The organism is Desulfoluna sp. HI9BLuna, assembly GCF_056829775.1.
In genome coordinates, this window is record NZ_CP186555.1 from 5,701,414 (window position 1) to 5,721,906 (window position 20,493).

The window sequence follows — 20,493 nt, forward strand, 5'->3', positions numbered from 1 at the left end:
TGTTTGGCAGGGCCTAAGCCATCTGTCATGGGGACTACTCACCACTCACTCTGAGTGACGTAGATACTGTCAAAGTCACGCATTATGTAGTGAATGGTCAAAAGGCGTTTGTTTTTTTAAAACACCAAATGCAACATGGATTAACTTTCTCATCATAGCAGTGATGATTACCTTTGGTGCCTTGCCAGATGCAAGGAGTCGCTCTTTGAATCGGCCACCCCACTCTGTTCTGTAAATGGTAACCATTGCAGGCATATATAAGGCTTTTCTAATTGATTTATGGCCAACTTTCGAAATCCGTTGCTTCATCTTAACACTGGAACCAGATTCATGGTGACGTGGGTCTAACCCAACAAAAGCAGCAACTTGGCGAGCTGTTTTGAAGTTGTGTGCACCAGCAAGAATGGAGAGGAGAACAGGCACTGTGACTTTCCCAAGTCCCGGTATTGAATCCAAAAGGTCTTTTTTTGCCTTGAGATCTGGATCATCATCAATGACCTGTTTTATTTTCTTTTCAATCTCTTTAAGCTCAGTCTTGAGATGGAGAATAACAGACTCAATGCTGCTTTTTACGGCATCGTTAGCAACATGCAATCGGTTGTTTTCCTGTGAGATCATAGAGATAAGGGCCTCACGCCTTGCAATGAGAGCACGTACTTTTTTGACGGAAAGGGGAGGAGGCGTCCATAATGCTGGGTTTTGATTGGCGCAAAACTCGGCAATAATTCGAGAATCCACAGCATCAGTCTTTGTCCGAATCAACATTGAAGTTGCATATGATTTAATTTGCAACGGATTCATGACAGAGACAGGATGCCCCTTCTGGTGTAGGTAATCAGCAAGATCCTCCCAGTAAACGCCGGTGGCCTCCATGCAAACATGTGGCAATGGCTCAGATTTTTGACGAGCTATCCATGTGCTGAGTTGTTTGAAACCACTGGCATCATTTTTGACAACTTTACTTCGAAATTTACCGTTGGAAAGGCGTAGGGCAACATCCAACTTGGCCTTGGAAACGTCAATACCTATAGCTGTTTTCAAAGAATCCTCCCTGCGTGATCAACCTTGTGAGTGCGGGCTGTCGGTTATACCGAGCCAAAGATACTGTTCGATCTTTCGCTGGAGAAGAAAATCGCTGCATAATCTACGTCACGGGCTTGTGCCCAAGGGTGCGCACGGCATGCGATTTTCTGGATTATTACCGAGTTAAATGTGGCACGACATACATTGCCATAAGTTGCTTGGGGGCCTGGCTGCACCGGAGGTGCTCAGCGTCACCCCATGGTGCCAACTCCAGTCGCCCTTCGGGCTCCTTTCGTTGGCACCATGGGGTGACGCTGAAAGGCCCTGGCCGAATTGCCTCTGAAGCATAGAATGACATAAACGCTAACACAAGGGTGCGCTTGCGCACCGTCGAAGAACCGTAACGGTCATAAAACCCATCTGCGGGTGACCTGCACGCAGCATAAACGTGGCAAAAGACGTTGGTTTCATCAAACAGATGGTGCGCAAGCACACCCTACAGGATGTCACATAATAAGCTGTTAAAGCCACTCTGGCATTCTGAGGTAAATTGGGCTGCATACGTACTGTCAATTGCCCTCCTATCACTAAAACACCCAATCCCCGGATCCGGTTAAGGCTCGCCACCTGGCCATGGCCGTGTGGTCCGAAAAGGCCACGGGAAACATCTCATCCGCAAAGGCGGCCATGGTTTCCTGCCAGGCTTTGAGCGACGGGCTGTCCGGTGCGTCGATGACGGCGCCGTCGGCGTCGCTGAGAATTTCCAGGTCTTCCCGGCTGGGAAGAGTGTCTCCTTTGAAACGTTTCAGGGTGCGTCCCATAGGGACGGAAAGAGGACGCGGATCTTCGCTGACCAGTGTGCAGAGGATGGCCCGGTTGCCGGGGCGCTGGTCCAGCAGAGCCAGGTCGTTGTCCAGAAAATGGGGCCGGGAAAGGGGCAGCTCGGTTACGATGTGTAACGCGTTGGGAAGGTTTTCAGGCTCGACCCAGATGATTTCAAGCGGTGTGTGCGGGTTGTGGGCGACACAGGCCTCAAGGATGCCAAAAACCGTTGCCTCGTCCGTCACCTCGGGGGTGATGACCACCTGATAGGGGGCGGAGAGCCGGGGGGCGGTAAGGCGTGCCTCGGCTGCGGTTGTCTCCGTTGTCACCACAAAGGTGGCGATGAGTTCCCTGCCGTCCGGGTTGATATGACGGTGGGCAGGCAGGTTGCCGGATGTCCAGGAGAGGTCCACCTCAGGGGGCGTGATCAGGTCCATGTCCAGCAGGGACTCTGCCCAGTCCAGGGCCAGGGTGATCTCATCGGGCTTGAAGCCCGGGGTTTCGATGATGGTGTACGGAGGCTTCTCCTGATAGCGGAGCCCCAAGGCTTCACTCTCCTTTCGGAAGGCTGTGCCCGGGAGCAGGGCAAGGGGGAAGACCTGCATGTCGTCGTCCAGGCCGTTTTCCTTTACAAAGCCCAGGGAGCGCGAGAAGCTGGCGAGGTCATCGCCGGGGAGGCCGATGATGAGGTCCACCGTGGAAAGGATTCCGTGGCCCTTGAGATGGTTCACTCCGTCGATGAACCGTGTGAGGTCTGTCTTGCGACCCATGAGTTTCTGGGCCTGGGGGCAGGTGGACTGAAGGCCGATTTCAAACACGGTGAATCCTGCTTCGGCAAACAGCTCCGCGGCCTCGGCGTCGATCCATTCGGCGCGTATTTCGCTGCGCAGGGAGAGGCGTTTGTCCGGGTTGAGCTTTGCGATCTCTTTGAGCAGCTCTTTGAGCCCGGGGCGGGCGTTCAGTGACGGGTCCAGGAGATAAAGCTCCTTGACCCCTTTTTGTACGGCCCAGCCGATCCCTTCGAGCACCTTGTTATCGGAGAGAAAGGTGAGGCCTTTGCGGGCTTTGTTGTAGTAGCAGAACTTGCACCCGTAGGGGCAGCCTCGCTGGGTCTCCAGGAGCATGATCTCTTCCGGGCCGGGGTCGAGGAGCTTTTCCATGTACGGGTTTTTGGCGTCCATGAAAAACTCCGGGGCGCAGCCGAAGGCCTCTTTCTGGTCCCAGAATTCCGGTTCATTCAAAAGCCTGACAAAGATCTCTTCCCCTTCGCCGTACACACGGAAATCAATGGCGGGGTGGCGGGTGAGCTCGTTGTCGGCCGTTACCTCAGGACCTCCGGCCACGATGCGCGTCCCGCACCTTTTTTTGACCTCTTCGGCAAGGCGCAGGGAGCGCTCCACATTCCAGCAGGTGAGGGTCAGCCCGAGGATATCGGGGCGCTTCCGGCAGATCTCTTCCAGAATAACGGTATCCCCTCCATGGGTGGCCAGGGGCTCTGGAAAGATCTCCACGCGGGCGTCGGTATGGGCCTCTGCTGCAAGTTTCAGGCATGCGGCCCCCAAAGGGATGTTGCCGCTTTTGGCGCCGACCTGGTGCCTGGGAACGGGAAGTTGGACAAGAAGGGTATGGGGCATGAAAAAGCCTTGGGATCCTGGGGTTAAAAAAGAGAACATATGCGTTTTTTTGCCGGTCTGGTATGACAGTGGGGTTTCTATCAGAATCCGGGGATGCTATAAAGAGCGTTTTTTATCCTAAGATCGTGTAATCAGGAGTTGTATGAAGACAGAGCAGATATCCATTGTGCTGGTGGAGCCCCAGGGCCCCTTGAATATCGGGTCGGTGTCCAGGGCCATGATGAATTTTGGTTTTTCACGTCTGGTGCTCGTGAACCCCCAGTGCAACCATTTGTCCATGGATGCCCTGCGAATGGCGGTAAAGACAAAGCGGATCCTTGAGGAAGCCGTGGTGGTGGATACCCTTGCCGAAGCTCTGGAAGGGGTTCACTACGCCTTTGGCACCACCCGACGCTTTGGCAAGTACCGAAATGTTTTCTACACCCCGGATGAGCTGGCGGAAAAGCTTCACCCCAAAGGCGACGAGGTCAAAGCCGCCCTGGTCTTCGGGCGCGAAGACAAAGGCCTGAAAACCGAAGAGCTGGACTTGTGCCAGTACTTCATCACCCTCCCCACGGACGAGGCCTATCCCTCCATGAACCTTGCCCAGGCCGTCACCGTCTGTCTGTACGAGGTCCGTAAGCGCTTTGCCGGGCCCACCCCCGAAGGCATTGATACCCGGGTCCCCGCCACCAACGAATCCCTGGAGCGCATGCTTCGCCACATGCAGCAGACCCTCCTTGATATCGAATATTTAGACCCCTTAAGCCCCGATCACCTCCTCCGTACCTATCGCCGCCTCTTCGGCCAGAGTGACATCACCGAACGTGAGGTCAATATCCTTCAGGGCCTCTGGAGCCGCATCGACTGGACGGAGAGCGAGCGGCTGAAGTGGAAGAAGATGGTGGAAGAAAAATAGGGAATAGCAAATTCGGTATTTTTTTTGTTGGCTCCACGGGGTGTTGTAGGGTGCGCCGTGCGCACCGCAGGCGATTCAAGACCCGGAATTATCCGATTTCATAAGGACATGTGATTGACCCAAAGCCGGTTGTTTGCGTTACGTAAATCGGTGCGGGAGCCGCACCCTACGCTTCGCAGCCCAGGCGGGACCGGGGGGCCGTGGGAACAGGGAATCGTTTTCGCCATGGCGGCAAAAGGCCGTTGTCCCGTAGGGTGCGCCGTGCGCACCGTAGATTGCCAAAGAAAGCGTATGGGTTACGGCGCATTGCAATGGCGTTGGCTGTGGCCAAAGCCAATGGCTCCGCGTACCGTTTTGCGGTGCGGGAGCCGCACCCTACGCTTCGCAGCCCAGGCGGGACCGGGGGCCGTGGGGACAGGGAATCTTTTCGCCATGGCGGCAAAAGGCCGTTGTCCCCTATGGTGCGCCGTGCGCACCGTCAATTACCATAGAAAGCGAATGGGGTACGGCGTCGTAAAATGGCGTTGGCTGTGGTCAAAGCCGCTGGCTCCGCATACCGTTTTGCGGTGCGGGAGCCGCACCCTACGCTTCGCAGCCCATGCGGGACCGGGGGTTCCGTGGGAACAGGGAATCGTTTTCGCCATGGCGGCAAAAGGCCGTTGTCCCGTAGGGTGCGCCGCGCTCACCGTCGATTACCAAAGAAAGCTGATGGGTTACGGCGCATTGCAATGGCGTTGGCTGTGGCTAAAGCCGATGGCTCCGCGTACCGTTTTGCGGTGCGGGGGCCGCACCCTACGCTTCGCAGCCCAGACGGGACCGGGGGGTCCGTGGGGGTAGGGAATCGTTTTCGCCATGGCGGCACAAGGCCGTTGTCCCGTACGGTGCGCCGTGCGCACCGTCGATTACCGAAGAAAGCGAATGGGTTACGGCGCCTTGTAATGGCATTGGCTGTGGCCAAAGCCGATGGCTCTGCGTACCGTTTTGCGGTGCGGAAGCCGCACCCTACGCTTCGCAGCCCAGGCGGGACCGGGGGGGGCGTGGTAACAGGTAATCGTTTTCGCCATGGCGGCAAAAGGCCGTTGTCCCGTAGGGTGCGCCGTGCGCACCGTAGATTACCAAAGAAAGCGTATGGGTTACGGCGCATTGCAATGGCGTTGGCTGTGGCCAAAGCCGATGGCTCCGCGTACCGTTTTGCGGTGCGGGGCCGCACCCTACGCTTCGCAGCCCAGGCGGGACCGGGGGCCGTGGGGACAGGGAATCGTTTTCGCCACGGCGGCAAAAGGCCGTTGTTCCGTAGGGTGCGCCGTGCGCACCGTCAATTACCGAAGAAAACGGATGGGTTACGGCGTCGTAGAATGGCGTTGGCGTTGGCTGTGGCCAAAGTCGATGGTCTGCGTTACTTAAATCGGGGCGGGGGCCCCACCCCACGGGATGTCATTCGGTCGGGGTGCTTCGAAAGCATAAAAAAAAGCCGCTGGAGATTCTCCAGCGGCTTTTGGTTTTCTGTCAGAGGCCCGTGACCAAAATTACCTATGGCCTATTGCCCCATAACCTTTTTCTTACGCTTTTTCACACGCAGCCACCGTGTGCTTGCAGAGCACCGATGTGGTTACTGAGCCGACCCCTGCGGGGACCGGAGAGATGCGGGCCACGATGGGCTCCACGTTGGCGTAGTCCACGTCGCCGCAGTATTTGCCGGGGTTTTCCGGGTCGGCGTTGATACCGACGTCGATGAAGGTCTGGCCGGCTGCTGCGGCGTCGGCTTTGACAAGGCGGGGGACGCCGGCGGCGGCCACGATGATGTCCGCCTCTTTACAGACGTCGGCGGTGGTGACGCCTTCAAGGCGTTTGGCAAGGCCCATGGTGCCCTCTTTCAGGGCAAGCTCGTCCACGCACAGGGTGCCTGTTTCGTCGATGTAGCAGGTGGTGACGGCGGCACCGGCTTTGAGGAGAAGGTAGGAGACGGGTTTGCCCACCACGGCTCCCTGGCCGATGACCACGCATTTTTTGCCTTCAAGGGGCACGTTGTAGTGGGCCAGCATGTCCATGCAGGCTGTGGGGGTGCAGGGGGGGAAGCCGGAGCCGTTGCCTGCAAAGAGCTTATCGGCGCTGATGGGGCTCAGGCAGTCCACATCCTTTTCCACGGGAATCAGGCTCTTGATTTTGTTCTCGTCCAGATGGGAGGGGAGGGGGGCGAACATGAGGATGCCGTGGATGTCGGTGCGGGCACCCACATCGGAGACGGCCTTTTCAAGGTCGGCCTCGGTGATGGCTTCATCGTGCTCAAACACCTCGTACTCCATGCCCACGGCCGTGCAGGTTTTTTTGGCGCCCCCTTCATAGAACAGGTCGTCGGGGCGGGCACCCACGCGGATGATTCCGAGCTTCGGTGTGGTTCCTTTGGTTTTGAGAGCGGTCACTTTGTCCGTCAGGGAGGCCTTGATGGCATCGGCCACGGGTTTGCCTGTTAAACGTTCTGCCATGTCTGTCGTCCTTTCCGGTCTCCAGAAATAAAGGAGCCCATGTGAAATTGATTCCTGTAAAACAAGAGAAGAATCCTTGCCTGACGCAGCGGCTCCCTTGTGTGACGGCCTACGGGCTGGTGCGGTGCCCGAGCAGGGAGTCGTTTTGTATGGTCGGCATCGGGCCCCGCTGTAGACGGCGGGGCGCTTTCGCATAGCCGTGCTCTGCAAAGGCCCGTTGCGTTATTTCGTCAGCTTTTCCATCACGATCTCAAGGGTGTCGTCCGCATCCACTGTCCCCTGCTCCATGAGGATGTCCATTTCATTGCGGGTGGCCGCAAGGTAGTCTTCATCCTTGATGGAGTTCAGGTTGATGATGACGTTGAGCTGGGCGGAGATGAGGGCGGCTTTGAGAAAGGCCACGCCGCAGCCCACATCGGAGACGGCCATGACCGTGCCGATTTCACCCATGCGTTTGTGAATGGCGATGCCTTCGCAGGCCTTTCGCATGATCTGCATGGGGACGCTGCACGCTGTTTTGCAGCAGGACTCGATGGTCTCGGCCTTGATTGCCGCCTCTTCCGGGGTGGCTTTGGGCAGGCTGTAGGCTTTGGCAAGGGGTTTGAACACCTCGGCGTCCGCGTCGATGAGGGCCAGGAGTTCCCGAATGACGACGTCGCCTTTTTTCAGGAGTTCCAGGACTTCACCTTCCACATCCTGATACTTCTTCTTGCCTGTGGTCAGGTTGCCCACCATGTTGGAGAGGGCCATGCCGACGGCACCGCCCAGGGCTGCAGCTCCGCCGCCTCCGGGAATGGGGGCTTTGGATGCAAGTTGTGAGAGAAATTCTTTGGATGAGAGTTCGGCCATGGACATAACGGCAGGTTACCTCCCTGAAGTGTGAAGGGGCATGCGTTTCGGGCGCGTTTTACGCACATGGCGACTGCAGATTCTTTTTGCCGTCGCAACATCCGGTCTTGCCGTGGCAGCACCACTTCACGGTATGCGCAATGGTATTGCTTCAGGCCCGAAATCAAACCCTTATGGAAGAAATTAGAGTAAGTATATGGCAGTCATGTAATCGAGTGATCCCAAATCCGTCCTGTTGAATACAAATCGTTGCAGATAGGGGTGTATTGCTTTGACTATTACTTGTTGAGCAATGCGATACTATCTACGAAACAGGACAGGATAAATTTAACTTGATATACCTTCTGTGCCGAAATTTGTCAAAAAGAATATATCTAAATAAGGAAAAAACGGTTTGACGCAAGGCTGAGTAATCTTGATCATTTTCCTATAGATGTATCCTTGGGGGAGACTCACCCCAAGCCGCAAAAATGGCTTGCGGCCGAGTCATCCGAAGGCGGTGGCCACAGCGCCGTACGGCCGACCTGGGGGGGCTTTTCGGCAGGGTCAGGAAGGAGGCTTTTGGCCTTCCCGTTGGATTTGCCGGATGCGCTGGAGCAATGGGGGGTGGGAGTGGTTCAGGGCCACGTGAAGCGGGTGGGGGTTGAGGTTGGACAGGCTGGTCTTGTGAAGGGCCTTGAGGGAGGAGACAAGGGCGCCTGAAAGACCGGAGGTTCGCACCGCGTAGGCATCGGCCTGGTACTCGTTGGCTCGGGACCATGCCTGGAGCGGAAAGCCCAGGAGAAATTCCACCGGCGTGTACAGAAGGGAAAAGAAGATCAGGCCGGTGTACACCTCGATGGTGGGCATGAAAAAAGCGTCATGCAGGGGGCGAAAACTCAGGGCCAGGGAGAGGAGATAAAAGAGCACGCCGGTGTGGGCAATGGCGATGAGCAGGCCGTTACGGATGTGCCGAAGCTTGAAATGCCCCATCTCATGGGCCAGGACCGCAAGGACTTCGTCGGTGGACTGGTTGTTGACCAGGGTGTCGTAGAGGACAATGCGCCGGAATTTGCCGAACCCGGAGAAAAAGGCGTTGGCCTTGGTGGATCGCCGGGAACCGTCCATGACGAAGATCTTCTGCAGGGGAAACCCGATGGTGTCCGCATACGCCACGATCCGTGATTTCAGGTCCCCCTCCTCAAGGGGCGTAAAGGTGTTGAACAAGGGCATGATCCAGGTGGGGACGATGATGTTGACCCCCAGCATGAACAGGGTGACCACGGCCCAGCAGATCAGCCAGGCCGTATCGCCCGCATGCTGAAAAAAGGCAAGGATCCCCGCAAGCAGGGGGGCACCGATGGCAAGGCCAACAAGCAGCCCCTTGATCCGGTCCAGAACAAAGGTTTTGAGGGTGGTTCGGTTGAATCCGAAGCGCTCTTCGATGACAAAGGTGCCGTAGAGGTCAAAGGGGAGACCAAACAGGGACTTCAGGGCTCCGAGGAGGGCAAAGGCCGCCAGGCCGGTGAGGACCGGGCCGACGTTGAGCGCCCTGACCAGGCGATCCAGAAAGGGGAACCCCTGGAAAAACCAGAAGAGAAGAAAAAGGCTCAGGAAGAGGAGGCTCTGGAGCCACCCCATCTGCGTGCGCGCCTTGAGATAGGCTTTGGCTTTTTGTCCTTCTTCTGGGGAGTAGAGGTCGTCGAGTTCAGGGGGGATGACTTCGGCGCCGCGGAGGTTCAGGGCATCGGCAACCATGTGGGTCAGGGTTTGGGTCAGCAGGGCGAGCAGTATAATCCAGGCGATCAAGTTCAAGGCGGCGTCCGTGTGCGTTGATGGGTGGCGAATAGAGTGAATCGTGAGCCGTAAACGGCCCCCGGTGCCGTGCCGGGGTGTTTATCACGTGCGTCCGGTCCCGGGGAGTCGGGCAACCCGATCCCCGGGACCGGACATGGCGATCACATGTCGGTTAGTTGGCTTTTTCCTGTTTCAGCAGCATGGCAAAGTCGGAGACCACGTAAGCACACTCTTCAAGGAGGGTGTCGTCGTCATCTTCTTTGTCGTCGGAGTCATCTGTCTCCTCGTTTTCCGCCTTGCGTGAAGCGGTCAAGGCTTCGTAGTCCTTAAAGGGCTTTTCCCCCTGGGCTTTTCTCAGCTCGTTTTCAAGGTCGAGGAAAAAGGCTTCGCTGCTCTCTTTTTCCGCCTTGCGGGTCTTTTCGTTGAGGGCAATGGTCTCTTTTTGCCGGAGGGTCTCAACGTACGTGTTGTAGCCCTTGAGGTATTTAAACTCAGCCGAAGCCTCGGTCCGTTTGTCGTGGCGCTCTTTGACACGGAGCACGATGGGCGTCAGGCTGGCCTGGTGGTACGGCTTGTAACGGATGGGACGGATGGTGTCCCAGGGAAGGGCTTCGGGAAGGGAGCTTTCCCCGGTCTCTTCCAGGTTGTACTCGGAAGGGAAGGAGATGTCCGGGTGGACACCCCGGTGCTGGGTGCTGGCCCCGGAGACCCTGTAGAACTTGGCGATGGTAAGCTTCAGCTGGCCGCTGTCCCGGTTGAGGTTGAGCAGGGACTGAACCGTTCCCTTGCCGAAGGTCTGGGTGCCCACGATGAGCCCGCGGCGGTAGTCCTTGATGGCACCAGCGAAGATCTCCGAGGCCGAGGCGCTCATGCGGTTGACCAGAACGGCCAGGGGCCCGTCGTAGGTGATACCGGGCTCGGGATCCGGGTAGGACTCCACGCGGTTGCGGCGACCGCGTACAAGGACCGTGGGGCCTTTGTCGATGAACAGGCCGGTGAGGGCCGCGGCTTCGGTGAGGGCGCCGCCGCCGTTGTCCCGCAGGTCGATGACCAGGCCGTCGATGTTCTCTTCTTTCAGCTTTTCAAGGAGACGGCGCACGTCCCGCGTGGTGCTCTTGTAGTCCGGGGCCCCTGCCTGGTGGGCGTTGAAGTCCGCGTAAAAAGCGGGGATGGTGATGACCCCGATACGCCGGGTTCCTCCCTCTTCAAGGGGGATGTCCAGGACCTTGCTGCTGGCTGCCTGATCCTCCAGTTTTACGGTGTTTCGGGTGATGGGGATTACCTTGCTCATGGCAGAGTCCGCGCTGTCCGCGGGGATGATCCGCAAACGGACCACCGTCCCCTTGGGGCCGCGGATAAGCTGGACCACGTCGTCGAGGCGCCAGCCCACCACGTCGACGATCTCTTCGTTCTCCTGGCCCACGCCGATGATGCGGTCACCGGGTTTCAGGAGGTTTGATTTCTCAGCCGGTCCTGCTTTTACCAGGCTCACCACCTTGGTGTATTCGTTGTCCATCTGGAGCAGGGCACCGATGCCTTCAAGGGAGAGGCTCATGTGGATGTTGAAATCTTCCGACGCCCTGGGGGGAAGGTACTGGGTATGGGGGTCGTAGAGCTCGGTGAAGGTATTGATGAAGATGCGGTGCACGTCGCTGCTCTTCATCTGGCGTGACCGGTTCAGGCTGTTGGTGTATTTTTTAAGGAGGTTTTCTTCCGTCTTCTCAGATCCGGTATCCGACAGGCGCCTTGTGATGAGTTCGTTTTTCAGCCTGCGGCGCCACAGGTCGTCCAGGGCTTGTTTGTCTTCCGGCCACGGGCTCTCCTCCCGGTCCCTCAGGAGGGTTTCATCTTTGGTGAAGTCCAGGGTGTCGACCTTTGATTCCAGAAAATTGGCCATGAAAGCAAATCGCTCCACGGTCCGGTGCTGGTAGAGGTTGAAGATGTCGAAGGCGGGCTGGAGGTTGCCCTGGGCAAGGGCGTTGTCCAGGACGTATCGGTACCGCTGCATGGTGGCGATGTCGGCGGCGGTGAAGTAGGCTCTCCCTTTGTCCAGGGAGTCGATATAGTTGTCGAAGATGCGGCTCGACAGGTCGTCGTTGAGTGTCAGTTCCTGGTAATGATGTCGTTTGAGGTTTGCGATGATGCTCACGCAGGTTTTATTGAACTCGGGAAGGGGCGCGAGGGTGATGTAATAGTCCTCTGCTGATATGGGCGCCTTGGTCTGCTGGGAGAAAACCGGCGTCGCAAACAGAAAGGACAGGGCAATGCAGGGGATCACCGCAAGGAAACGTTTTTTCATGGTTGCAGGGTATCCTTCGTCTGGGGGTCTGACAGGTAAGGGTGCGCCACCCAAGGGGGTGGCGCATGGGGCTTAGGTTGATGGCTGCGATGGAAAAATGTCTTCTACCGCCAGTCCCTGAATTTTGGACAGGCAATCTTCAAGGGCCTCGTCCGGTGTATCGCCGACCCCTTGATACTCGGATGATGCATGGATCATCACGAGGTTGGGGACAGCCAGAAAGCGCCCGACTAGGGTGCCTTCGATCAGTTCATGGACGTCAATGAAAAGCGATTTTCCGTTTCTCATCAGGTTGTAACGGGTGACGCGGGTTAACACATCTCCGGTTTGTAATGATTGCATAGTGCCTCCTTGGGAACCATAATTAACACAAAAGGGGGGGGCGGAGCGAGCCTTTTTGACTGACGCGGGCCTGGGGGCTGGGGATGCGGACCCTGGTTTGCAAGGAGGTTGAGGGGCTCTCAATGAATGGTTGAGACGGCGTGTTGATATCCTACCATATTAATATATGTCTCAGTATACATGTTCGACCGCCCGATGGGAATGGTTCATCATGCTTCGATGATCATAATCCTGATATTTCATGAGTCGAGTGCGCCCATATGCAAGGCATCAGATCTGCAGATGCAATGGTTTGCCCCAATGCTCTGATAACGCAGAACATGGGTTCACTTGTCTCGCCCGAAGGGTGAGAAAATCGATGAATGGTGTTTTGAATTGTTTAAATTTCTGAATTTAATCCAATAGCCAATTGCGATGGCGGTTTGTTGAATTGGCCTGGCCGTTTTTCATGTGATATTCGGGATAAGCCGTTGGCGTCCTGTTTGATTGGGGCGCCCCATGGCTTGGCTCCTGCTTTGTTAATTGATGCTCCGTTGATTTCGTTGTGGTATACTGAACACCTACACACTTAAACCGGATAATTCACGAATCGCGTGAACGCATCTTCAAGGTATCGGGCTGCAGATGGCGTCGTTTGTTTCAATGCTTCGATAACACGGAGGATAGGCTCCCTTACGACTCCCCGGAAGGGTAAGGGCATGGAGCCGAAAACAGCGGATTACATTTTGCATTTTTAACATGTCCAGATTTTTCCTGAGTAACCAGCTGTAAAAATACCCTATTGATTTGGCCGGGGCGTTTTTCCGTGAAATATCCGGGCTAAAGATCCAACGTGGGCAGACCATCCCGGGAAGGGGGCAGGGCAAGAAACGTGGCGGCAATAGATACCATTAAAACAGACCATCTCATCGGCCTGGAAGTTGGGTCGTCCACCATCGTCCGGGAGCATGCGCGGGGCGGGATGGCGGTGATCTTCGTTGCGTATCAGCGAACGCTCAAGCGGCGCATTGCCTTGAAAGTCCTTCCCAAGAGCCTTATCACACCCACTGCTGCGGAGTTGTTTCATCGGGAAGCCGAATCCGCGGCAGTCCTTTATCATCCGAATATCATCCCCGTCTATGAAGTGGGGGAGACCGACGAGTTTCTCTATTTTTCCATGCAACTCGTGGAGGGAGACTCCCTGCTGCATGTCATGAAGACCGCCCGGAAGAACATCCTTCCCTCCAGGCGGACCCTTCCCGTCAAAACCGCCCTTGAAACGGGTATTCAGGTTCTCGACGCGCTGGATTACGCCCACTCGGAGGGGATTGTACATCGGGATATCAAGCCAGGCAATATTCTTATGGAGAAGCGAAGCGGCCGACCCATCGTCCTTGATTTCGGTGTGGCCAAGGTGTTGAAAGAGGACACCAAGTCCAGGCGCGTGATCCAGGGAACGCCGGTTTACATGGCTCCGGAGCAGATCATGGCCCGTAACGTCGATGGACGGTCAGACATGTATGCCTTTGGGGTTACCTTAAGTCAGTTGGTTGTTCCATCGCTGCCCTTTCCAAAGGTCGGCAGCGCCGTGGAGTTGATGCGGGAAAAGGTCAAGCGCAAAGAGGGGATCTTTACGCGGCCCCTTTCGGAGTTGAACCCTCAGCTTGATGAACGGTTCGATGCCATGATTCAAAAGACCATGGCCTATGACCCGGAGGATCGGTACGCGTCCTGCGGAGAACTCAAAGAGGAGATGGCTGCCTGCCTTTCACAGCTAAAGGACAGGCAGGGGATCAACAGGCGGGGTGACGAATGAAACGGAAAAATCCTCAGAAAAAACAGATCGCCGATAAGATTGGCCGCAGCTTTTCCCTTCTTTTCAATCGCGCCCTCATGTACAAGACCAATCATCCCACCACGGTTCATTCTGCCGAGGAGTTCCATCGCGTGCTCCGGGCGGAGCTGGATAAGGTCTCAGCCATTGCCCTCGTCTTTCACCGGGGAGCCCTCTACGTGGATGAGGAAGCCCTGGACCCGAAGATCAATATTTCCAAAATTGCCGCAAGTTTCAAAGAGACCGGTGTGGAATCCATCTCCTTTGCCGCCGGTGTGTCCCTGGAGGATATCAATCTTCTGCTGGATATCCTGACGGATACCCAGCGCTTTGCCACCGCGGGCGCCATGAAAAATGCCCTGAAGAATCAGGGGGTCAATCTGGTATCGGTCAATCACATTGTCTACCGGAAGGTGACCGAAGGAGAGACAGTTGTATCCAAAGCCGATGCCGAAGGCGGGCAGGGCGGGGTCTCACCGATTCAGACGTTTTTGATCGACAGGTTGATTGCCTCGGATACGGCTGGTGCCGGTACAGGGCTCTTTCGCGAGGTCTTCGGGGCCACAGAGGCCTGGGCCACGGAAGCCTTTGAAGGCGGGCTGGAGAGGTTGGAGGGTGAGCTGGGTCAGCAGCTGGGCGGCCTGGACCACCAGGCTGTGGAAAAGCTGCTGAAGGGGCTGAATTATTTAAAGCAGGAGCTCCGCGAACGCGTGATATCCCGAAGGACGGGAGGTGCTGAAGGAGCCCTTGAGCACGGCCTCCTGGACAAAGCCGATTCCGTGACCGACAAGGTGATGCTGGACCTGATTCGCCGGGAGTACGGCAAGGGCGCCATCAGCATTGAACGGCTTGCCCAGATTATCCAGAGGATCCTGCCTGATCCCGATGAGCTGGTCCGGCTTCTGCCCCGCATTGAGAAGGTGCTGCTGGATGAGGGCATGCCCCTGACCGATTTTATACGGCTCTCGGAGATGCTTCACGGGTATGAAGCGGGCAGGGACGTGATGGATGCCATCGCCGAAGGGGCGGAGACCATCGGGCTCCAGAGGCAGGAGCTCCTTAACGAGATCACCGACGACCCCCGGGGGGCTGCCGAGCTTATCTATCTTGCCTCGGAGATACGCAAGGCCCGTGGTGACGACGGCACCTTGACCGATGTTCTGGTGGAGTACATCGAACGCATCGGCGGTAAGATGGCCCTGGATGCCGTGGGAGAAGGGGGCAAGGAAGGGGAGGAGCATCTCCAGGGGGTGATCGCCCGCCTGGAGCAGGATATCGTTCAGAACCTCAGGGGGCGGGGCATTTCATCCGAGGTGATGGATTCTGTTGTGAACCGGCTGAACGGACGCCTTGAAGGGTGCCTGAAAAAACTGGAGTCCGACTGGGAGTTTCGGACCCTTCCATCCGTAGGGGGCGGGTTCAAGGGAGACGCCACCAATGTGCTCTCCTATTTTGAAGAGACCATCGACAGCATGGAGGACCTTCAGTTTGTCCTTCAAAAAGCCAGGGAGTCTGTGCAGGAACTCCGGGCCAAAGATGACAAGGTCCAGCAAAACGCGACACCTGAAGAGAAAGAGCCTGCATCGGAGCCTCAGCCCGCCTTGCCCAAAGGCGTGTTGGGAAAGAAAAATACCTTGTACTTTATTGAAAAAGAGCTTCAGCGCGCCTATCGCTACAAAACCCCCTTCAGCGTCGCCCTGTTTGAAATGATCGGGGCCAAGGTTTCCGTGCCCGTATCAAAGGGGACTGTCAAGGCCATGGACATCACCACCGTTGTACTGGAATCGTTCCGTAAGATCGTTCGGGACACCGATTCTCTGGGACTTCTCGGCAACAAGCGGTTTGCTGTCCTGATGCCCATGACCGATGACGAGGATGCCCGCATCGCCCTGAGGCGTCATCTCAAGGAGCTTCAGTCCATGGCGCTTAAGGTTGGCAATGTTGCCATCGACGCCACCTTTGCAGGGGCCGTGGCCGAGTATGACGTGGAAGAGGCCCCGAACCTGCGCAAGTTTGTACAGACTGCTGAAAGCGCTCTGGAAGAGATGATCTTCAGGCTGCGGAACATTCAATCGCTTCTATAGCGAAAGGCGAACGGCAGATGGTGAGTGGTGAAAACGTGTGGCCCTTGTTGCATCCATCCCCCATGCTTTGGAGCGCCGCACTCCCGTGCGGCACGAATGCCGACGCCCCTGCAAAAAGCCAAACCCATTCGCAGCATCTCGGTTCGGCTTATTTCATGACGTTCCCAAACACTCCCCAAGGCTCGGCCCCCAGACCTTCACTATATTAATGATGGAGCCACAGCTAACGCCATCCCCCCATCTCTTTTTTCCGCTTCCTCCCCCGTAGCACGTATTTTTCATTACAATGCGCCTATGGCCTATGACCTACTTCACCTATCATCTGCTTTACCTGTTTCCCCTCCTTCATCCTGCGCTGTTCATCCTTGTAGATTTCAGCGATCCTGTCGATTTTCCGATACTGCCTTTCCAGCAGGTCTTCTGTAATGGTTCTGATCCCCCATTTTTTAAAATCGAGTTGAAGCCCATTGCCATTGGAGTCCTCGGCTCCTTCAAATTCGGCCAGGAACTCCCCGACGGATTTGAGAAGCCTGTGGATATCTTTGATGGCGTCACACAGGGCCGGGATTTCAGTCCCTGAGAATATATCGGTGGTATGCTGGGATTCCGTGGTGTTCATGGTTGGTCTCCTCTTCGGGCATCGTGTGCATCCGGCAGCCAATGTGCTGGCGAGGCCCGTTTGGCAGGAAGTTCGATTGTTGGCCGGTAAGCAGGCATGCCGCGCAGGGTAGGGGAGAGGGACACGAAGAAAAACGCAGGAAGAAGTAGAGGGTGTTTGTCATGAAAATAGAAGCCGCTTCGTGTCCCTCGTGGTACATAGCCCGGCTCGCCCGGAGAGTGAGAAAACCGTGATTGAACGTTTTCTCGTGAAATCTCCGGGGGAGCCTTACCAGCCGTGCTTTACGCGCAGATGTCCATCGACGGTATGTCCGATCCATTCAGCAGGCCAGTCAGGGAGCGCAAGACGCATAAACGGGTTTTGTTTTCCTTGTTAACCTTGCTGATGGCGGATTCCGGACGAACGTGCCTTGGTGAGCCTGGCAGGATATTCCTTCGTGAAAGTGAAACCGAAGGAAAGTACCAGGTGCATCGGCACCCAAAGGCACGCCTTTCCATTATCCGACGATCAGGAAATAAACGGTAACGGCCATTTGAAGCGGCAGTAAAGACGGGTGAGTGATTGCGGGGTTCCGCGTGATGAGGAAAATACGACTTGAAATGGATCTGGGGGTGGTGTAAAAAATCGCTTAGCCATGACGACCTCCTTGTAAGGTTGTTTTGGTCAGGCCTGGCAGGATGTTCCCGCATCCTGTCGGGTCGCTACGTATATCGAATAATAACTAGTTATTAGTGCTCACGATAAAACCATCTTTCCGGTATGTCAATAGTTTTTTTCTGATAAATCCACCTGTTATTCCCTCCTGCTGTAATTTGGCGTGTTCCATGCATTGATCCCCTTACGGAAAAGCCTGGTGTCGGGATACTTCACGGTTGTGCTGTCCATTTTGCTTTTTTTGAAATCCAGCTGCAAGGACGTCTATAGATTTGCCCTGGTTGTTGTCTCATCACATGTCCCGTTTATGCCCCTTCACCACGTCCACATCACCCCTTCTTTACATCACGAACACTATTCTGCGTGTTATGACAGCCGTGTTATAGGAGGCATTGTAGATGCAAAGGGCTCCTGATGGGGCCGCTTGTCTTTGCTATGGTGTGGCGGGCTTCTCTGGTGCATATTCCCACTATTAATAAGGCCTTCCGCCGGTACTTTTACCTGTAGATGCTTTTCGTGATGAAGCATATTCACGGATAATTTATTTTTGTATTGACAGAGAAGAATAAAAACGAGACAACAATACTTCAAATTGGTTTGGTGGATCAGTTATGACGCAAACCTCGCGTCGCTTTGTCAGTTCAATCATAGGATTGATTTTCAGCGAAATTGAGAAAAGTGAATTTCGCAACTGCCCGACTGAATTGCAATCGGGTGAATCTAAACAGTAATACGGTGTTCTCTCTTTTTCAGGAGAACAATGTTTTTCGTCATGCGTATGCACGGCAGAACCGTTGTCTCTTCTTCCCCCCTCAATGAAAAGAGACCCAAGGGCTCCTGACAGGCCCTACAGAAGTTCCCATTGATATTGTTGTACATGTTACATGCAATACCCGTCGTACCCCTTGTTGTACCAGAGACAAGCAGTGCCCGTTGTACCCATTGTCGTGCCCGAATCATGTTGTGTGGTGGTCCATGGTCATACCATGACCCCAATGGATACGGTGCCCCCTATGCGTATGCCGAGCTGGATCTCATCGCCCTTACGGCGATTCGTGATTTCCCATTTCTGCGCGATTTTTTTAACAGGTGGATGTAACCTGAGGGGCGGAGCTATGCGAAGTGGGTTATAGGAAATAGGTAATAGGTAATTTAGAATATACAAGCAAATGCTGGGTGCGTTTTGTGCAAATTCGGTTAACCTATGGATTTCCTGAATCTTAAAGTATGGAATCGTGCAAAAGACCTTGCGGTATTTATCTATGTAATAACCGGTAAAAATCCTTTTGAACGGGATTATGGTTTAAAGGACCAAATACGTCGCGCCGCTGTTTCTGTTTCGAGCAATATCGCAGAAGGTGATGAACTTGGTACGAAGAAACAGGCCATCAAACATTTTTATATAGCAAAAGGCTCGTCCGCAGAAGTGTTCACCCAGGCAATTATTGCCTTTGAAGTTGGTTATATTTCGAGGGAAACGTTATGTTACATTCAGAGTGAATGTTCAGCTATTTCAAAAATGCTATACAGTCTGATTCGCTCTCGTGCAAATTAAATTGGGCCAAATGGTTGTTTTATGACCTATAATCTAAGGCCTATTACCTTGGTTTCATATCCCCTATGCCTGCAAAGCTACCAACTGACTTTATCTCTCTGACGCACTTGGGAGGCGAATGTTCCGTCACCGGCTCCTGCCACCTCCTCACAATCACCCATGGTCCAACCATGTTGATCGATTGCGGACTGGCCATGGGAGAGGATTCCCTTGCGCCGTTCTCCGAGTGGCCTGTGGAGCCTGCGGACATCGATTATTTGTTCCTGACCCATGCCCACATCGATCACATCGGCCGGGTGCCGGACCTGATTGATGCGGGATTTTCAGGGGAGATCCTCTGTACGCACCCCACCAAGGCGCTTCTCATCCCCATGCTCCATGACGCCATGGGGTTTTCAAATCGTTCCAAAGAGGAGGTTAAGCGGCTTGAGGCCGTAATCGACGAGTTCTCTTGGGGATTCGAGTATCAGCAGTCCTTTCGACTGAACAAAGGGGTTCGGTTCAAATTTGGGCACGCAGGACATATTCTGGGGTCTTGTTTTATCCATTTCACAATTCCAGGAGATCCGGCACCCTACCGGATTCTTTTTTCAGGGGACCTGGGCTGCAAAGGGTCGCCCATTCTATGCGACCCGGATCCACCCGATGGCTGCGACCTTCTCATCATGGCGTCTACCTACGGGGATCGGAACCATGAGGCAAGGGGCGACCGAATCCAGCGGCTGGAGAAGGCGTTGAAAAGGGCCTTGGCCGACGGCGGCAAGGTGTTCATCCCCGCCTTTTCCCTGGGGCGGACCCAGGAGTTGATTTATGAGATTGACCGGATCCTTTCGTCTCAGAAACAAGGAGAAGCGGCAGGGCAGGGGAGTGACCTGAAAAACATTCCGGTTTTTGTGGATTCTCCCCTGGGGCTCAATGTCACCCATATATACGGCTCTTTGAGCGAATTCTGGGATCAAGAATCAAAGCGCCTGCTTAAAGAGGGCGATCATCCCATCGACTTTGCGACGCTTTTTGCGGTAAAGTCCTACAGAGATCACCAAAAATCTCTCACGGTTTCCGGGCCGGCGGTTATTATCGCGGGCAGTGGCATGTGCACCGGAGGCCGGATCATCGACCATCTGGAAGCTGGCCTGGAAGACGCAAAGAACGATCTCTTTTTTGTGGGATACCAGGCCAAAGGCACGCTCGGTCGCGATATTCTCACATACGGTTCCCGAAAGAACGGTTACGTTCGGATCAACGGGGAGAAAGTCCAGGTCAACGCAAGGCTTCACGAACTCGGGGGGTATTCAGCCCACGCCGACCAGAGCGAGCTGGTGCGTTGGGTGGAAGAGATGCCCGAGAAGCCGGGTAAGATCACTTTGGTACATGGAGAAAAGGAGGCAAGGACGGCCTTACAGAAGGTGCTGGAAGATCGTGGTTATCGGTTATAAGACATTCAGGTGAAAGGTGTCTGGTTCTTCGTTCCGCCATCATATTCTGACTGAGCTATACACATTCTCTGGCAGAAGAATCGGAGTCGGCAAACCAAGAACACATCGAAACCGGATATTTCATGAGCTGAGCGCTGCCATAGTCAATGCATCAGGGCTGCAGATTGGGTGGTGTATCCCAAAGCTCTGATAACATGCAGGATAGC

General features: G+C 55.2%; 13 protein-coding genes. 5 read left to right on the forward strand and 8 right to left on the reverse strand.

What is annotated here, in order from left to right; genetic code table 11:
* Positions 1-75: 75 nt before the first annotated feature.
* The gene (locus ACOYW0_RS23210) at positions 76-1,041 is read right to left on the reverse strand and encodes an IS110 family RNA-guided transposase (protein WP_482415217.1); all 966 of its coding nucleotides are present in this window, start codon (positions 1,039-1,041) and stop codon (positions 76-78) included.
* Positions 1,042-1,610: 569 nt separating this feature from the next.
* Positions 1,611-3,479, reverse strand: a complete 1,869-nt coding sequence (locus ACOYW0_RS23215; RefSeq protein ID WP_482416114.1) for a B12-binding domain-containing radical SAM protein — start codon at positions 3,477-3,479, stop codon at positions 1,611-1,613.
* A 142-nt stretch (positions 3,480-3,621) separates the two neighbouring features.
* Between ACOYW0_RS23215 and ACOYW0_RS23220 the strand changes: the two genes are divergently transcribed.
* On the forward strand, positions 3,622-4,377 hold the full coding sequence (locus tag ACOYW0_RS23220) for an RNA methyltransferase (RefSeq protein ID WP_482416115.1): 756 nt from the start codon (positions 3,622-3,624) through the stop codon (positions 4,375-4,377).
* Between the two features lie 1,559 nt (positions 4,378-5,936).
* Here the strand turns inward: ACOYW0_RS23220 and ACOYW0_RS23225 are convergent.
* From ACOYW0_RS23225 to ACOYW0_RS23245, 5 genes are all read right to left on the reverse strand, one after another.
* Positions 5,937-6,860: a bifunctional 5,10-methylenetetrahydrofolate dehydrogenase/5,10-methenyltetrahydrofolate cyclohydrolase gene (locus ACOYW0_RS23225; protein WP_482416116.1), complete on the reverse strand. Its 924-nt coding sequence runs from the start codon at positions 6,858-6,860 to the stop codon at positions 5,937-5,939.
* A 222-nt stretch (positions 6,861-7,082) separates the two neighbouring features.
* Positions 7,083-7,715 carry a cyclodeaminase/cyclohydrolase family protein gene (locus ACOYW0_RS23230; RefSeq protein ID WP_180141448.1) on the reverse strand — a complete coding sequence of 211 codons (633 nt, stop codon included), beginning with the start codon at positions 7,713-7,715 and terminating at the stop codon, positions 7,083-7,085.
* A 540-nt stretch (positions 7,716-8,255) separates the two neighbouring features.
* A complete protein-coding gene (locus ACOYW0_RS23235) occupies positions 8,256-9,503 on the reverse strand; it encodes a M48 family metallopeptidase (RefSeq protein WP_482416117.1) in 1,248 nt (415 codons plus the stop codon).
* Positions 9,504-9,657: 154 nt separating this feature from the next.
* On the reverse strand, positions 9,658-11,784 hold the full coding sequence (locus tag ACOYW0_RS23240; RefSeq protein ID WP_482416118.1) for a carboxy terminal-processing peptidase: 2,127 nt from the start codon (positions 11,782-11,784) through the stop codon (positions 9,658-9,660).
* Positions 11,785-11,856: 72 nt separating this feature from the next.
* The gene (locus tag ACOYW0_RS23245) at positions 11,857-12,126 is read right to left on the reverse strand and encodes a hypothetical protein (RefSeq protein WP_482416119.1); all 270 of its coding nucleotides are present in this window, start codon (positions 12,124-12,126) and stop codon (positions 11,857-11,859) included.
* An 871-nt stretch (positions 12,127-12,997) separates the two neighbouring features.
* Between ACOYW0_RS23245 and ACOYW0_RS23250 the strand changes: the two genes are divergently transcribed.
* Positions 12,998-13,921 (forward strand): serine/threonine protein kinase, encoded by a 924-nt coding sequence (locus ACOYW0_RS23250; RefSeq protein ID WP_482416120.1) that lies wholly within the window; start codon positions 12,998-13,000, stop codon positions 13,919-13,921.
* Positions 13,918-16,023, forward strand: coding sequence for a hypothetical protein (locus ACOYW0_RS23255; protein WP_482416121.1), 2,106 nt, complete (start codon positions 13,918-13,920; stop codon positions 16,021-16,023). The genes ACOYW0_RS23250 and ACOYW0_RS23255 overlap by 4 nt, the downstream gene beginning before the upstream one ends.
* A 292-nt stretch (positions 16,024-16,315) precedes the next feature.
* Here ACOYW0_RS23255 and ACOYW0_RS23260 read toward each other — a convergent pair whose 3' ends face one another.
* Positions 16,316-16,642, reverse strand: coding sequence for a hypothetical protein (locus tag ACOYW0_RS23260; RefSeq protein ID WP_482416122.1), 327 nt, complete (start codon positions 16,640-16,642; stop codon positions 16,316-16,318).
* Between the two features lie 1,858 nt (positions 16,643-18,500).
* On the opposite strand from ACOYW0_RS23260, the gene ACOYW0_RS23265 reads away from it, so the two are divergent.
* Both ACOYW0_RS23265 and ACOYW0_RS23270 read left to right on the forward strand, forming a co-directional pair.
* Entirely contained in the window at positions 18,501-18,851 is a 351-nt protein-coding gene (locus ACOYW0_RS23265; RefSeq protein WP_482416123.1) for a four helix bundle protein, read from the forward strand.
* A gap of 65 nt (positions 18,852-18,916) precedes the next feature.
* A complete protein-coding gene (locus ACOYW0_RS23270; RefSeq protein WP_482416124.1) occupies positions 18,917-20,287 on the forward strand; it encodes an MBL fold metallo-hydrolase RNA specificity domain-containing protein in 1,371 nt (456 codons plus the stop codon).
* Positions 20,288-20,493 lie beyond the last annotated feature (206 nt).

Bases quoted from the DNA above. Each gene is read 5' to 3' on its own strand.
- ACOYW0_RS23215 (WP_482416114.1), bottom strand. From the start codon at position 3,479: ATGCCCCATACCCTTCTTGTCCAACTTCCCGTTCCCAGGCACCAGGTC.
- ACOYW0_RS23220 (WP_482416115.1), top strand. From the start codon at position 3,622: ATGAAGACAGAGCAGATATCCATTGTGCTGGTGGAGCCCCAGGGCCCC.
- ACOYW0_RS23225 (WP_482416116.1), bottom strand. From the start codon at position 6,860: ATGGCAGAACGTTTAACAGGCAAACCCGTGGCCGATGCCATCAAGGCC.
- ACOYW0_RS23230 (WP_180141448.1), bottom strand. From the start codon at position 7,715: ATGTCCATGGCCGAACTCTCATCCAAAGAATTTCTCTCACAACTTGCA.
- ACOYW0_RS23240 (WP_482416118.1), bottom strand. From the start codon at position 11,784: ATGAAAAAACGTTTCCTTGCGGTGATCCCCTGCATTGCCCTGTCCTTT.
- ACOYW0_RS23245 (WP_482416119.1), bottom strand. From the start codon at position 12,126: ATGCAATCATTACAAACCGGAGATGTGTTAACCCGCGTCACCCGTTAC.
- ACOYW0_RS23255 (WP_482416121.1), top strand. From the start codon at position 13,918: ATGAAACGGAAAAATCCTCAGAAAAAACAGATCGCCGATAAGATTGGC.
- ACOYW0_RS23260 (WP_482416122.1), bottom strand. From the start codon at position 16,642: ATGAACACCACGGAATCCCAGCATACCACCGATATATTCTCAGGGACT.
- ACOYW0_RS23265 (WP_482416123.1), top strand. From the start codon at position 18,501: ATGGATTTCCTGAATCTTAAAGTATGGAATCGTGCAAAAGACCTTGCG.
- ACOYW0_RS23270 (WP_482416124.1), top strand. From the start codon at position 18,917: ATGCCTGCAAAGCTACCAACTGACTTTATCTCTCTGACGCACTTGGGA.